At 70.3% G+C, this 14,517-nt stretch carries 11 protein-coding genes and 3 pseudogenes; 11 read left to right on the forward strand and 3 right to left on the reverse strand.

Annotation, left to right across the window (positions count from 1 at the left end):
* Positions 1-132: 132 nt before the first annotated feature.
* The 6 genes and pseudogenes from ACGFT1_RS02370 to ACGFT1_RS02395 all read left to right on the forward strand — a co-directional run.
* Positions 133-719, forward strand: a pseudogene (locus ACGFT1_RS02370) (nicotinate phosphoribosyltransferase); the annotation flags it as partial.
* 279 nt (positions 720-998) lie between these two features.
* Positions 999-1,289: a DUF1918 domain-containing protein gene (locus ACGFT1_RS02375; RefSeq protein ID WP_373907135.1), complete on the forward strand. Its 291-nt coding sequence runs from the start codon at positions 999-1,001 to the stop codon at positions 1,287-1,289.
* Positions 1,273-2,151, forward strand: a complete 879-nt coding sequence (locus ACGFT1_RS02380) for a universal stress protein (RefSeq protein WP_373907136.1) — start codon at positions 1,273-1,275, stop codon at positions 2,149-2,151. Before ACGFT1_RS02375 ends, ACGFT1_RS02380 begins: the two co-directional genes overlap by 17 nt.
* Before the next feature lie 30 nt (positions 2,152-2,181).
* The gene (locus ACGFT1_RS02385; RefSeq protein WP_373907137.1) at positions 2,182-3,171 is read left to right on the forward strand and encodes an Acg family FMN-binding oxidoreductase; all 990 of its coding nucleotides are present in this window, start codon (positions 2,182-2,184) and stop codon (positions 3,169-3,171) included.
* 32 nt (positions 3,172-3,203) lie between these two features.
* On the forward strand, positions 3,204-3,662 hold the full coding sequence (locus ACGFT1_RS02390; protein WP_373907138.1) for a CBS domain-containing protein: 459 nt from the start codon (positions 3,204-3,206) through the stop codon (positions 3,660-3,662).
* A pseudogene (locus ACGFT1_RS02395) lies at positions 3,652-4,431 on the forward strand (HAD-IC family P-type ATPase); the annotation flags it as partial. The gene ACGFT1_RS02390 and the pseudogene ACGFT1_RS02395, both read left to right, overlap by 11 nt.
* 151 nt (positions 4,432-4,582) lie before the next feature.
* On the opposite strand, the pseudogene ACGFT1_RS02400 reads toward ACGFT1_RS02395, so the two are convergent.
* Positions 4,583-4,771, reverse strand: a pseudogene (locus tag ACGFT1_RS02400) (universal stress protein); the annotation flags it as partial.
* Positions 4,772-5,178: 407 nt separating this feature from the next.
* Here ACGFT1_RS02400 and ACGFT1_RS02405 point away from each other — a divergent pair.
* Positions 5,179-6,057, forward strand: a complete 879-nt coding sequence (locus tag ACGFT1_RS02405; RefSeq protein ID WP_373907139.1) for a universal stress protein — start codon at positions 5,179-5,181, stop codon at positions 6,055-6,057.
* 57 nt (positions 6,058-6,114) lie between these two features.
* Positions 6,115-8,541 (forward strand): glycoside hydrolase family 65 protein, encoded by a 2,427-nt coding sequence (locus tag ACGFT1_RS02410; RefSeq protein ID WP_373907140.1) that lies wholly within the window; start codon positions 6,115-6,117, stop codon positions 8,539-8,541.
* A 219-nt stretch (positions 8,542-8,760) separates the two neighbouring features.
* Here ACGFT1_RS02410 and ACGFT1_RS02415 read toward each other — a convergent pair whose 3' ends face one another.
* Complete coding sequence (locus ACGFT1_RS02415; RefSeq protein WP_373907141.1) at positions 8,761-9,714, reverse strand: diacylglycerol kinase family protein; 954 nt, start codon at positions 9,712-9,714, stop codon at positions 8,761-8,763.
* Positions 9,715-9,866: 152 nt separating this feature from the next.
* On the opposite strand from ACGFT1_RS02415, the gene ACGFT1_RS02420 reads away from it, so the two are divergent.
* The gene (locus ACGFT1_RS02420; RefSeq protein WP_373907142.1) at positions 9,867-10,112 is read left to right on the forward strand and encodes a hypothetical protein; all 246 of its coding nucleotides are present in this window, start codon (positions 9,867-9,869) and stop codon (positions 10,110-10,112) included.
* Positions 10,113-10,192: 80 nt separating this feature from the next.
* On the opposite strand, the gene ACGFT1_RS02425 is transcribed toward ACGFT1_RS02420, so the two are convergent.
* Complete coding sequence (locus ACGFT1_RS02425; RefSeq protein WP_373907143.1) at positions 10,193-10,870, reverse strand: HdeD family acid-resistance protein; 678 nt, start codon at positions 10,868-10,870, stop codon at positions 10,193-10,195.
* 334 nt (positions 10,871-11,204) lie between these two features.
* Between ACGFT1_RS02425 and ACGFT1_RS02430 the strand changes: the two genes are divergently transcribed.
* Positions 11,205-11,663, forward strand: a complete 459-nt coding sequence (locus ACGFT1_RS02430) for a zinc-binding dehydrogenase (RefSeq protein ID WP_373907144.1) — start codon at positions 11,205-11,207, stop codon at positions 11,661-11,663.
* 357 nt (positions 11,664-12,020) lie between these two features.
* Complete coding sequence (locus ACGFT1_RS02435; protein ID WP_373907145.1) at positions 12,021-13,688, forward strand: RICIN domain-containing protein; 1,668 nt, start codon at positions 12,021-12,023, stop codon at positions 13,686-13,688.
* The last annotated feature ends 829 nt before the right edge of the window (positions 13,689-14,517 follow it).

Genomic DNA, 14,517 nt, shown 5'->3' on the forward strand with positions numbered 1-14,517 from the left:
GATCAGGGGCCACAGGGCCCCTTCGGGGGACCGACCGGCCCTCTGCGATGCGGTAAGCCGGAGGGGGCCGGCCAAGGGCCGGGCAGCCCCTGGCCCGCCTCCGGCTCCCGGCACACCCTGGAATGTGTGGCCATGTCCGACGTCACCACCACTGACCTCTACGAAGTGACCATGGTCATGTCCTACCTACGGGAAGACATGCGGGCCCCGGCCACCTTCAGACTCTTCGTCCGCGACCTTCCACCCGGCCGGGGCTTCCTGGTCGCCGCGGGTCTGGAGTCCGCCCTGGACTTCCTGGCCCGCTACCGTGTGCAGCAGGACGACATCGAGGATTCGCGGACGTCCTTCACCGGCCTGTCCAGGATCTCGAACCGCTCCTAGGGCTCTCCTTCGAGGGCGAAGTGCGCGCCGTGCCGGAGGGACATGTGGTGTTCGCCGGTGAGCCGCTGCTGGAGGTGACCGCCCCGCTCCCACAGGCTCAGCTCGGCGAGACGTACCTGCTGAACCAGCTGCGCCACCAGACGGTCGACGGCGGCGCGCTGTGTCCTGGCCGCGGCCGGACGGCCGGTCGTGGACTTCTCTCTGCGCCGCACGCACGGCCCGTGGGCGGGTCTGCAGGCGGCTCGTCCGGGCGCCCTGGTCGGGTTGCGGGTACGAGCAACGTGGCCGCGGCAGCGGCTCTCGACTTCCCGGCCTCGGGCACCATGGCGCATTCCTACGGGCCGGTACGGTCCGAGTCTCTCGCGCAACTCACCGGCTCGGCGCGCGCCGACATCGAAGCCCGACTGCGCCCGCAGGGGCGCGTCGCTCCCTCGGACACGGCGGTTTCCCGCTCCGTGTCCCTCTCGGCGCACACACACTGACCGGTCCCCGCGCAAGCGGGGGGGTCGACAGGGCCACCGCGGGGACCAATGGCCCCTGGCAGGCGGACGGTGCCTGAGCCTTCCATGGAATCGGCGGCGGGATCCCTCCGCGCCACCGCAAAGGAGGTGAAGACGATGTCCGCTTCCGGACCATGGGGGAAGAACGACCAGGCCGTACCGACTGCCGGTCCCGAGGCGACAGGCGCCTCGGCGTGCGCCCGCGTCGGCGACGAGATCGTCGTACGAGGGTCCACGGCCGGAGTCGTCGCACGAGAGGGCGAGATCGTCAGCCTCCATCACCCGGACGGCGGCCCGCCGTACGACGTGCGCTGGGCCGACAGCGGGCGGGTGACCCTGTACTTCCCGGGTCCTGACTCCCACATCCGCCATCTGGTGACCGGAGGCGACCATGTCCCGGCCCGTTGACCGCCGGCCGATCGTGGTGGGGCTCGATCCCGATCCCGGCCATCGGATGGCATCGGCCTGGGCGGCCGACGAGGCCGCCCGACGGCGGTTGCCGTTGCGCCTGGTCCATGCCGAGGGCGTGCCCACCAGGGGCTACCGCGGGCGGGAGGTCCCACCGTCGTGGGAGGAGTGGAACGAGGCACTGCACGAAGCCGGCCAGCAGGTGCTGGAAGAGGCCGCGGTCTTCGTCGCGGCCCGGCACCCACAACTCGAGGTGGACGTTCTGCTCGCGGAGGGCGACCCGGTGTGGGTGCTGCGCGAGCAGAGTCGCGACGCCGCCGCCGTCGTGCTGGGATCACGGCACCTGAGCCGCAGGCAGGAGGTGTTCGGCTCGCACTCGGTGGCCCTGCCGCTCATGGCCCGTGCGCACTGTCCCGTGGTGGTCGTTCCCGAGCCGGAACACATCACCCAGGAGCCGGCGTACTTCGTCGTCGGCGTCGACGGCAGCGAACACTCCGCCGCCGCCGTCGACGTGGCGTTCGAGGAGGCGGCCCTGCGCGGCGCCGAGCTACGAGCCCTGCTGGTCCGGGAGCCCGCACCGCTCCGGATCTTCGACGAGCACGAGCCGCAGCAGGAGTGCCGGCGCTTGCTCTCCGAGGTCGTGGCAGGCCGCCATGGCCGCTTCCCCGAGGTCGACCTGCGTCATGAAGTGGTCCTCGGGCATCCCGTCGAAGTTCTCACCGATGCGTCGGCGCATGCGCTGGGTCTCGTGGTGGGAACCCGGGGCCGTGGGGGCTTCGCCGGCATGTTGCTGGGGTCGGTCAGCCAAGGCGTGCTGCACCACGCCACTTGCCCTGTCATCGCCGTCCCGACACCTGGGTGAGTCCCAGGACCCTCACGAAGGGGAGCCGCCGTGACCGCAGAACCTCTCGACGTGAACGCCGTCACCGCAATCGTGGCGGACGCCGCCGCGGCGCCCTCGCTGCACAACGCGCAGCCCTGGAACTTCCGCTACCTGCGGGACATCGGAGTCCTCCGCCTGTACGCCGACCTGGAGCGCGCCCTGCCGCACACGGACCCGGAGAACCGGGGCCTGCACATCGGTTGCGGCGCCGCGCTGCTGAATCTGCGCGTGGCCGCCGCCGCGGCGGGCCTGTCGCCGCTCGTCCGCCTGCTGCCCGACCCGGCCTACCCGGAGTTCCTCGCCGAGGTGCATCTGTGCGGCACCGGGCCACCCGACGGGGCGCTCGCCCAGCTGGGACCTGCGGTCCGCCGCCGCCACTCCAGCCGGCTGCCCTTCCGCGAGGAGGAAATCCCCGCCGCCGTGCGGCAGAGGCTGTACGACGCGGCCGGAGCCGAAGGCGCACAGCTGCTGTTCCCCGGCGGCTGGCACGTGCAGACCATCCTGGACTTGGTTCGGGACGCCGAGGGCAGGGAGGGCGTGGACCCGGAAGTGCGCGGGGAGACGGCACAGTGGACACGCACGGAGCCGTCGGCTGTCGCCGGGGCGGCCGACGGCATCCCCGGCGAGGCGTTCGGCCCTCGGCAACGCGGTACCTCGGTCCCCGTGCGTGACTTCGCCGTCGGCCGTCCGATGGCCGGGCGCGGCTTGGCACCCTTCGAGAAGCATCCGAACATCGCCCTGCTGGGTACGGCCCGCGACGACCCCGCGGACTGGCTCCGCGCCGGTCAGGCGCTGGAACGGGTCCTGCTCCGGGCCACCGCGGACGGACTCGCCGCCTCGGTCACCTCCCAGCCCCTGGAGTGGCCGGAAATCCGGTGGACCGTCCGTGACCCCGTCTCGTCCATGACACACGTGCAGATGGTGATCCGGCTGGGCTACGGCCCCGAAGGCCCGGCGAGTCCACGGCGGCCGGTGGCGGATGTCCTCACCGTCCTCTGACGCGGACCCATCGGACAGCGAGGAGGGGACACGTGAAGGTCTCCGAGGTCATGACCGCTCCTCCGATGTGCGTCGTACCTGGCGCATCCCTGGTCGAGGTGGCCCGACGGATGGCCGGATGTGCCGTCGGTTCGGTCCTAGTGGTCGAGGACGGAACGCTGCACGGCATCGTCACCGACCGCGACCTCGCCGTACGCGGCATGGGCGGCGGCCTGGACCTGGCGGCCCGGGTGGACGCGGTCATGTCGCCCGGTGTCGTCCGGGTGGAAGCGACCGATGATGTGGAGGTGGCCTATCGGACGTACCGCCGTACGGGGGTCCGCCGGCTTGCGGTTCTCGACGCGGGCCGGGTGGTGGGCGTGCTGACGATCGACGACCTGTTCCTCGACGTCTTGCGGCGGCTTGCCGACCTGCTGGGCCCGGTCGCCTGGAGCGTCATGCAGGAGCCGCCCGGGCCGCCTTCGCAGACCGGAGCCCCGCATGAGCCCTGAACCTGCTCGGCAGGCGACGGCCGCTCTCCGCGCGGGCGGACCATCGACCGGCGTCACGACGACGGCGCCGCCGGATCGGCGAAACACCTTGGCCTCGTCGATCCCCGCGGTACCGGTCTCCGACGTCTTTGCCGTCCTGGGAAGTTCTCCGCGCGGTCTCACGTCGGCCGAGGCGGCCACACGCCGGGACCGTCATGGCCCCAACGAGCTGCCCGGCGTGCGGCGGGGCCAGGTGTGGCCCCGGCTGGTCGCGCAGTTCACCGACCTCTTCGCGGTGGTTCTGCTCGTCTCCTCGGCGATCACGTTTCTCGCGTACTGGCTGGGGCAGCCCCGGGATCCGGCCACCCTTCAACTGGCCCTGGCGATCCTAGGCGTGGTGCTGCTGAACGCCGGCATCGGTTTCGCGCAGGAGTACTCCGCCGAACGCACGGCCGAGTCCCTGCAGGCGATGGTGCCGCGCACCTGTCGCGTGCTGCGCGACGGCGAGCGGCGCGAGCTGCCCGCGCGGGAACTGGTGCCCGGCGATGTGGTGATCCTCGAGGCCGGGGACGCGGTGCCGGCCGACTGCCGGCTGGTCGAGGCCCAGGAAGCCGCCGTCAACAACGCTGCGCTCACCGGAGAGAGCGATCCGGTCGCGCGGGTCGCGGCACCCGTACCGCCGGGACCGCCGCTGCAGGCCCGCAACTGCGTGTTCATGGGCACCGACCTGGTCGCGGGCACCGCGAAGGCCGTCGTGTTCGCCACGGGTCCGGCCACCGAGTTCGGGCGGATCTTCCGGCTCACCGCCGCCGCCCCGCGGCAGCAGACCCCGCTGCAACGGCAGGTCTGCTCTGCAAGCGGCAGTTCGGGGTGGGGCGGGTGGCCGCGCGCGTCAACGAGGAGGAGAACGCCTGGCTCTTCGACGCGCGGTGGGGCGTGGACTCGTCGACGTCCATGTCCACGGCGGGCCCCGACCAGCCGTACAGGCCCGGCAGCTCCCATACGGCGACCGTTTCCACGGTGCCGCCGACCAGCCCGGCGTAGCGCACGGCCCAGCGCAAGGCCTCGTACGAGGACTGCGACCCGTCGACGCCGACCACCACCCGTGGCTCCGAGACATCCGTGTCCATGCGTCCCCTTCTCCTTCGGTGTCTGTGCCCACGGGGCCGATCCGCCGCTGTCGCCCACGCTGCGGGACCCGTCGCCACACCGCCACCGATGGGCATCCGGCGGCATGACGCGGTGACGGGGGCGGCGCCGTCACCGCCCGGCACGGGGTCGGTCCCGCTCCGTCCGCTGCCCGCGGCGGCCGGAGTGCAGCAAGCGTCTCGCGTGATCAGCGCCGCCTCGGCGAGCGCCCAGAAGCGCGCTCCAGCGGTCCGGTTGTCCAGCGAGGTCTCGCACGACCGGTGCACACACCGCAAACCGGCCGAGGGCCGACCGGTCCGGCCCGGTGGCGTGTCGCGGCGCCGAGCAGGCAGTGCGACGGTATTCACAGCGGGCTCTCGGCCACCGGGCGGCAAAGGCGGTGACGGCGATGGACCTCCCACTGATCGTGGGCGTCGACGGATCGGACTCCAGTCCGACGGCGGTCGACCGGGCCGTGGACGAGGCGGTACGGCACGGCCTGCCCCTGCATCCCGTCCCTGCCTCGCTCCGGGAGATCCACGAGGGAGCCAAGCCGTCCTTCGGTACGGACCGCCCGGCCGAGGAGGTCATGGCCGAGCACATCGTCCCCTCCTGCGTGGAACGGGCCCACCACCGCAACTTCCGGACGAAGGACTCGGACGAGGAACTGGCCCAGGACTCCGTGTCCGCGCTGCTGCGGGCGGGCCTCGAGGGGTCCGCTCTGGTCACGGGCTCACGCGGGCGCGGCCAGATCGCCGGAATACTCCTGGGGTACGTAAGGCTTGCGGTCGCGGCACGCGCCGTATGCCCGGTCGTCGTGGTCCGAGGCGCGGAACCCAACCGCCGGGGAGCCCTTGGCCGCATCGTCGTGGGTGTCGGTGACACGACCGGCAGCGCGGCGGCGGTGCGTTTCGCCGTCCGCGAGGCCGAGGTGCGAGGCGGCGCACTGACGGCCGTACGGATCTGGCGCAATCCGTCGCAGGAACCCGTGGACCACATGCCGATCGCCGACGACGCTGCCAGGCTGCGCGAGGAGCGGGCTGCCACCGGCCTCGACGACGCACTTCGTGAGGCCGTACGAGAGCACCCTCAGGCCGATGTCCGACGTCAGCCGCTCGAAGGCCCCGCCCACCGCATTCTCATGAAGGCGTCGGCCGAGGACGACATGATCGTCGTTTTTCGCGCCCAGCGACGACACGAACACTTCGGTCCGCAAGTCGGCGGGGGTGCCCAGACCCTCCTGCACCGCTCGGACCGCCCGGTCACCGTCGTTCCGCAACCGGTCTGAGACCCACCGCACACACTCGAGCTTCCAGAGCATCGGGGAGGAGAGGGAGGGTGACGGATGTCGGAGTGGACATGGGAATGGACGGGCTACGACCCCACCGCCGAGCGGCTGCGTGAGTCGCTTTGCACACTAGGAAACGGTTACTTCGCCACTCGGGGAGCGCTGCCCGAGCGCCGGGCCGGGCTGCTGCACTACCCGGCCACCTATGTGGCCGGCTGCTACAACCGCCTGGAGTCGACCGTGGCGGGGCGGCAGGTGGTGAACGAGGATCTGGTCAACCTCCCGAACTGGCTGCTTCTCCGATTCCGTCTGCGCCGCACCCCGGGGGCGTGGGGCCCGTGGCTCTCCCCTGGCACGCACACGCTCTTGGACCACAAGCACACCCTGGATCTGCGCCGCGGCACGCTCACTCGGGTCTTCCGCCACCGGACCGACGAGAGGGGCGTGCTCAGGGTCGAGCAGATCCGCCTGGTGCACATGGGGGATCCGCACCTGGCAGCGCTGCGCACGGTCATCACGGCCGAGGACTGCTCAGGTGACATCGAGATCGAAAGCTCGATCGACGGCGAGGTGATAAATGGCAACGTACACCGTTACCGCGCCCTCAACCGCCACCACGTGACCCATGTGCGCACTGGCGCCCACGAGCCCCACACGGTCTGGCTGACCTGCCGGACCAGCACGTCGGACATCTCCGTCGCCCTGGCCGCCCGAACGAGGATCACCGCCGACGGGGCTCCGGCCTCGTCGGTGCTTCGTCCGGCCCGCCAACGCGCGATCCAGCGTGTGGTGATCCCTTTCTCGCCGGGCCGACGCATCACCGTGGACAAGACCGTGGCGCTCCACACCTCGCGGGACACGGCGATCAGCGACCCGCTCGGCGAAGCGGTCGACCGGGTGACCACCGCGGCGGACTTCCCCACCGTCCTGGACTCGCACGCTGCCGCGTGGGAGCGGCTATGGCGTCGCGCGGACATCCGGGTACCCGGTGAAGCCGGCCGGATCCTGCGCTTCCACCTCTTCCACGTACTGCAGACGCTGTCACCCAACACCACGGAGCTGGACGTGGGAGTTCCCGCCCGGGGCCTGCACGGGGAGGCGTACCGGGGTCACGTCTTCTGGGACGAGCTGTTCGTCCTCCCTTACCTCAACCTGCACTTCCCGGAAGTCTCCCGGTCCCTGCTGAACTACCGCTGTCGGCGCCTCACGCGGGCCTGCCGAGCGGCGGCCGCGACCGGCCGGTCCGGGGCGATGTACCCGTGGCAGAGCGGCAGCGACGGCCGTGAGGAATCCCAGGAATGGCATCTCAACCCCGCCTCGGGCCGCTGGCTGCCCGACCACTCCCGCCTCCAGCACCACGTGGGCTCGGCGATCGCCTACAACGTCTGGCAGTACTGCGAGGCCACCGGCGACACCGAGTACCTCCACACCAGGGGCGCGGAGATGCTGCTGCAGATCGCCCGCTTCTGGGCACATCTCGCCGTCCACGACCCCGGCACGGACCGCTACCGGATCCGCGGGGTCGTCGGCCCCGACGAGTACCACGACAGCTACCCCGGGGCCGTCCTGCCTGGACTGGACGACAACGCCTACACCAACGTCACCGCCGCCTGGGTCCTCACCCGCACCCTGGAACTGGTGCGGCGCCTTCCCGCATGGCGTCGCGAGGAACTGGTCGACCGGCTCCGGCTGAACGACGAGCTGCCGAAGTGGGAGGAGGTCTCCCACCGCTTGCGAGTGCCGTTCCACCAAGGGGTCATCAGCCAGTTCGAGGGCTACGACGACCTCGCGGAGCTGGACTGGGACACCTACCGTGCGCGCTACGGCACCATCCGCCGGCTGGACCGGCTCCTGGAGGCCGAGGGCGACTCGGTCAACCGCTACAAGGCGTCCAAGCAGGCAGACGTCCTCATGCTCGGCTACCTGTTCTCGCCCTCCGAACTGCGGGCTCTGTTCCGGCGTCTCGGGTACGACCTGGACGACGACCTCTGGCGCAGGACCGTCGACTACTACCTGCAGCGCACCAGCCATGGATCCACTCTCAGCGAACTCGTCCACGGCCTGGTTCTGGCCCGGGCCCGACGGGCCGAGGCGTGGCAGTACGTCCACGAGGCCCTGGAGGCTGACATCGCCGATATCCAGGGCGGCACCACGGGGGAAGGCATCCATCTCGGGGCCATGGCCGGGACGCTCGACCTGGTTCAGCGTGGCCTGACGGGACTGGAGACGCGGGAGGACGCCCTGTGGCTGAACCCGGTGCCTCTTCCCGCTCTCTCCGAGTACGGGTTCACGGTGCACTACCGCGGTCACTGGGGCGTCGGCGTACGCCGCCGGGGCGGGCAGCTGGAGATCAGCGTGCCGGACTCGGACGAGTCGCCGATCCGCGTGATGCTGGCCGATCGGGCGGTGACCATCGCGCCCGGGGAAACCTGCTCACTCGTCGTGCCGGACATCGCCCCGGACCACGCCTCACGTCGGACCTGACCTCGCAACGCCTGACCCACTTGCAGTCACATCTCCGGTAGCGCTCCGGCTGCCCGAGCAGTCCTTCGGTCACGCGGCCCCACCGTCCGCGTGACGGGGTGGGTACACAGGGCAACGGCGCGCTGAACGCCTCGATCGTCAGGCTGAACCGGGAGCAGTCGAAAGCCGAGCGCTGACATCAGCGTTAGGTACCGCGGCCGGGAACAGCTCGCCGGAGTCTCAGACCACCCGCCGGCCGGCAGGCCGACCTCGCAGTCGCCCGGAGGTCCCGGCGCCGGGACGATGCCGGGGAACCCATACCCGCAGCGCCCGAGGACTGACGCGGCACCGCACGGGAGTCGGCAGGCTGACGGCTTCGCCGTCCAGCCCGGCGGGGAGGACGGGGACGTCGGCGTACACGACGACGTCGTCGGGCGTGGCGAGACGGGTGAGGCCGTGCGGTTGGCCGCTGCGAAGCCTGGCGGCCGTCTCGGCCGGCGTCTCCGCCCTGGCGGCCAGTACTCCCAGGAGGCCGGAGTCGAGGTGTGCACGCCTGCCGAGCCCGGCGGGGTCGTCCACTTGGTAAGGGTTGTTGCTCACCAGCACGGCATCCGGCCCTTCCACGGTGAGCGGCCCTGCGCGCACCACCAGCTCCGGGCCCTCATGCCGGGCCAGGAATTCGGGAAGGATGCGCACCGCCGTGCCGAGTTTGTCGTCACGATAGGCGGGGTCCTGCACCAAGGCGGCATAGGCGCCGAACGACACGTTGTTGACGAAAACCCGCTGGCCCGCGTATCCCAGATCCACGTGCAGCTCGACGCCGTCCGTGAGGGCCTCCAGAGCGGCCGAAGGGTCCTCACGGTCCAGACCGAGATCCATCGCGAAGTGATTGCGGGTACCCGCCGGAATGACCAGGAAGGGCAGGCCCCTCTTCGCGGCAACCTCGGCGACAAGCGCCTGCGTACCGTCTCCGCCGGCCACGCCCAGAAGATCGGCGCCGTCATCCACGGCACGTCGGGCGACAGTCGCCATGTCCTGGGTCAGGGAATGATCGATCAGGAAGACCTGAGCTCCGAACGCGCGTGCTCGTTCCGCGATGCGGAACCGGCTTGCCTTCCCTCCCCCCGAACGCGGATTCACGATCAGATAGGGCCGCCGTGCGCCGGTCGTCAGCCGCGCCGCCTTCTCGGTCACGGTGCCTCCCCGAAAGCCGCATGCGTCAGCCCGGCGCATACCACTGGTGGCAGCGGGACCGCCGCGATCACGCCTGCGGCTGACAGCGCCGCCCCCCGCCGAGCCGACGGTCCGCCGATCGCCTGTGCGGCCACCGCGATCATGGCACTTCCTTGGCAGTGATCAGCGTCATCTGCGGGCTCCTGACCTACGTCACGCTGCTGGTTTCCGGAGTGCCGTTCGTCGGCCTGCTGGCCCTCTTCGGCTACGTGGTCACACCCTGGAAGGCCTTTTCACTTCTCTGGCCCGGGCGGAACGTGAGTGCGGCTCTGACGGGCCGATGCCCCATACCGCCCCGGTCGATCGGGCGCGACGTGCCACGGCAGGATCGCCCTCACAACCGCGCGCTGCTGCGATGAGCGTGACCGCTCGCCGGCCGACAACAGCCGGAGATTGCGCGGTGTCGCCGCTCGCAGCGTCCGGCCGATCCGCCCCCTGATCAGTGCTGGGGATGCGGACGTCCGTGGAACAGGGGGCGCCGCTCGGTGGGCGTGCCGGCAGCCAGATGGCCGATTTCGACGCGTGTCATGATGGCGCGTACCACCTCGGTCAGGCCCAGAACTATGGCCATGACGCCCACTACCAGGGTGAGTGTCGCGATGGAGGCGAACGGCATGACGATCATCACGATGCCGGCCATGGTGCCGATGATGCCGAAGGCCACGTGCCAACCACGGGCCGGCATGGCCTTATCGGAGGCCGCAGCCACCGTCTCCAGGGTGCCTCGCATCAGCCAGCTGAAGCCGACCCACAGGGCGAGCAGAAAGGTCGACTCCAGGGGACCCCGGAAGCAGATCAGTCCCAGCAGGACGGAGACCGCACCGGTGATGAAGTGCAGTACTCGAAGATGTCGGGGGACGTGTGTGCCGAAGGCTGCGGCGAGTTGGAAGACACCGGTGGCCAGCAGGTAGACACCGAAGAGCACCCCTACGACGCGGAGTGTCTCGCCCGGCCAGACCAGGGCGATGACGCCCAGGGCGATGGTGGCGAGGCCCATGGTGAGCAGGACCTGCCAGCCCATGTTCGCCAGGGCGGTCATGCCTTCGGCCAAGCGGTCCTCTTGTGGTTCGGTGCCGCGTGGCGGAACGGGGCCGGAGGATTCGGAAGGGGATGTCATGGCGCCTGCCTCCTACCGGGAGCAGCGTGGTCACGTCCGTACATGTCCATCGTCACCCGATCAGCGTCATGTTGCCTGGTGGCAAAGCGAGGGGGCACTGTGGCGGATGAGGCATGTCGAGTGTCCCGTTCAGGTTGACGACGGAGTTCACGTATGGGGGGCGATGCACTTCGGTGAGGAGCCCCAGTAGGGCGAGGCGACCGGCGGGACGGACGCCCGCGGTGGTGACGACGGCGGCGTAGGGGTGGGGACTGCGTCGGAGAGCCCTCCATGTCCGCGTGGAGTTCTGCTCCAGCCCGCCGCACGAGTACTCCGGTCCGTCGGCATCCGGGGCGTGGGCGGGGTCGGCGCGCACAGCGTACGCCTCGCCCGCCCGGTCGGCGCCGCCCCGATCATCGCCGCCGGCCCCCTGCCCAGCGCCCGCGAGCGCGCCCTCGCCTTCGGCGCCGACTTCGCCCCGGACCCGGCCGCACCCGACTTCGCCGACCAGGTCCGCGCGGCCACCGACGGACGGGGCCTGGACTTCGCCTTCCACTGCGCCGGCGTCCCCGCCGTCCGCGACCAGGCCGCCTCCGTGCTGGGCCTGGGCGGCTCCCTGATCCTGGTGGGCGTCACCCCCAGGCCTGACCATCAGCGAGGGCCTGGCCTTCAACCACATGGGCAAGCAGGTCCGCGGTCACTACGGCGGCAGCCCCGAGGCCACGGGCCGGACGGCTCACGACACCCACCGTGGACGGTCGACCGACAGGGTCGCCAGCTGTGTTCCGCCCTGGCCGCCGCTCCGATCCAATGACCTGATCACCACCCGGTGCGCGGCGGCCGAGAAGAATTCTGGCGGGCCGAGGCAACCTTTTCGGGGGCCGTGACAACTGGGTGTTGTTCGGACCAGGCGGTCCGGTGAGCGACAACAGCTGAAAGAGAGCACCGAAGAATGTTCCCTCCCCCACCCGCGTCGTTCGAGGCGTCGCCCGGCGGCGGTCGCGCCCACCGTCGTCGCCGTGGTCGACTGTCGTTCCGCTCAGCCGTTCCGGGGCGACAGCAGGGGCATCGTGGCCGTCGGCTGTACCAGCGTCGGAGTTTCTGGGCGGCCGTCGTCCTGGCTGTCGTGGGCGGCTCCGTGGCCGTGGTCAATACGGCCTCAGCGGCAGTCGTGGATACGAAGGCCTGGTACGTGCTGGTCAACCGCAACAGCGGCGAGGTGCTGGACGGGCTCTCCTACGCCACGTACGACGGTGCGGCGGTGGTGCAGTGGGGCCGTCACGGCGGGGCCAACCAGCAGTGGCGGTTCATCGACTCGGGTGACGGTAACTACCGGCTGCAGAACCGGAACTCCGGCAAGGTGCTGGACGACTACGGCTGGTCGAAGACCGCCGGCTCCGCCATGGTGCAGTGGGCCGACCGGAACGGCGCCAACCAGCAGTTCCACCTGGAGAAATCGTCGGCCGGCCATGTGCGTCTGATCAATCGCTTCAGCGGCATGGCCGTTGAGGTCAAGAACGGCTCCAAGGCCGACGGGGGCCGCGTCACCCAGCAGCAAGACAAGGGCGGCGCCAACCAGCAGTGGAAACTCGTCCCGGCCGGGAGCATCGGCGGCACCGGGAGCTCCGGCAGCACTCCCACGTCTACCACGCCGGGCGGCAGCGTTCCGGCAAGCCAGGCTCCGGGCGGTACCCGCTCGCCGTCGGCCCCGGCGTCGTCTCCGGCCGCCGGTGGCGGTGGCAGTGGCAGTGGCGGCAGCTCGGCCACAGGTTTCATGGGCAGCAGCACGGTGCTCATCGGTGGCTCGATGTCCGACGCCTCGGCAGCCGCCGCGCCGTTCGACGTGCGATACGCCTATGTGCACAGCCAGCCCGCTCCCTCGTCGGACTATTACACGGCGTCGCGCTGCAAGGCCGAGTGGTCGAGCTGGTGGGGCTGCTGGTCCGGCGACACCACGGCGCCCGGCTTCTACGTGACCTGGGGCGACGACCATGTGGCCAAGGCGACGTACCAGGGCAAGCCGCGCCCGCAGAAGAACTTCTGGACCTGGTACTCGCTGCGCGACCTCGGGGATCTCGCGGGCGAGGGCGACGGTCCGGGCGAGGTCAAGGCCATCAACAGGGCCGACCTGCTCACCCGCTACATGAACGACTACCGCTTCTTCCTCCAGAAGATCGGCAACTCGCACGACATGATCGACATCGAGCCCGACTTCTGGGGCTATGTCCGGTCGCTCGGCAATCCGCACCAGGTTGCCGCGAAGGTCTCGGGTGCAAATCCGACGGATTGCGGCTCGCAGGAGAACACCGCCGCCGGACTCTCCCACTGCCTGATTGCGATGGCGCACGAATATGCGCCGAACGCCACCGTGGGGATGCACCTCTCCTGCTGGGACTGGCAGAACAACACCCAGGGATGCGCCAAGGACTACGAGAACCTCGGGGCACAGAACGCCGACTTCCTGGTCGCCGATGTGTCGGACCGCGACGCAGGCTGGTACGCGCAGCCAGCCCACGGCGGCCAGGACAACTTCTGGACCGACCAGAAGGCCGCTGCCTCGCTGAAGTTCTACAAGACGATGGCCGAATCCGCGGGGAAGCCGGTGGTCCTGTGGCAGATCCCCGTGGGCAACATGGCGCAGAACAACACCCTCAACCATTACAAGGACGACAAGGTCGACTGGTTCTTCTCGCACATGGACCAGGTGGCGAACGCACATGTCGCCGGCCTCCTGTTCGGTCCGGGGCAGCAGGAACAGACCACGGCCGAGTCCGACGGCGGAAACCTGATCAACAAGACGATCGCGTACCGCAAGTCGGGGGGTACGGCGCTCAAGTAGGCGCATGCACCCGGTCGGCCCGCCCTTCGAAGGGGCTGCGTTCGTCCCCTTCGTCACGCTGAGGACTTCTCGGCTGGTGCCGACCGGCTGCCGCCGCCCGTAGCCGCCGACCGAGGCATCCTCGGCCGGCGGCCACGGTGCGCCGCGGACGGCCGTTCCCGGGAGCGCAGTCAGCACCAAGTCAGCACGGGAGGGGGGAAGACGGGTGATGACGTGGGCTTTCAGTCAGCACCGAACCAGCACGGGAGTCAGCACCGCACCGTCGAATCATCCCCCACCACGCTTCCCGGACAGTGCTGGTCCCGACCACTCGCGAGCCCGTGAACCGCCCTTCCCCGGCCCGGCATGGTGGCCGCACGGATAGCAGCGCCCCGAACTATGGTGCCCCACCACATGTGCCCCTGACCTGCGTCTTCCTACCGTGTGCCGACACGTACCCGCCCCCACCGCACACGATGAAGTGGCGCACATGGCCTCCGGAACCACCGCTCCCCCACCCCCCGCCAGCCTCCCCCGCATCGTCGCCGCCAGCCTCATCGGCACCACCATCGAGTGGTACGACAACTCATTCGATCAGGGCTAGGACCTGCGGCTTTTCCGTTACTGACCCTTCCAAGTCAGCACCGAACCAGCACCGGGAACTTTCGTGCTGGCCGGGGAACGGGGAAGCACCCGCCCTGGTCGACGGCGGCCCTGACGACACGCACCAGTGCTCGACACTGACAGTAGCGCGCTGCCTTGTGGTGAAGAGCTGCAGCTGCTGCTTCGCAGCAGTGAGGGATGGTGGAGTCGAGCGCGACGAGCCAGTCCACCTCCGCCCGTCCCTGGA

Source organism: Streptomyces sp. Y20, from assembly GCF_043195475.1.
Taxonomy (GTDB): domain Bacteria; phylum Actinomycetota; class Actinomycetes; order Streptomycetales; family Streptomycetaceae; genus Streptomyces.

What these genes read in the sequence shown, in the direction of transcription:
- ACGFT1_RS02405 (WP_373907139.1), top strand. Translation starts at nt 5,179, where the DNA reads ATGGACCTCCCACTGATCGTGGGCGTCGACGGATCGGACTCCAGTCCG.
- ACGFT1_RS02410 (WP_373907140.1), top strand. Translation starts at nt 6,115, where the DNA reads ATGTCGGAGTGGACATGGGAATGGACGGGCTACGACCCCACCGCCGAG.
- ACGFT1_RS02425 (WP_373907143.1), bottom strand. Translation starts at nt 10,870, where the DNA reads ATGACATCCCCTTCCGAATCCTCCGGCCCCGTTCCGCCACGCGGCACC.
- ACGFT1_RS02380 (WP_373907136.1), top strand. Translation starts at nt 1,273, where the DNA reads ATGTCCCGGCCCGTTGACCGCCGGCCGATCGTGGTGGGGCTCGATCCC.
- ACGFT1_RS02375 (WP_373907135.1), top strand. Translation starts at nt 999, where the DNA reads ATGTCCGCTTCCGGACCATGGGGGAAGAACGACCAGGCCGTACCGACT.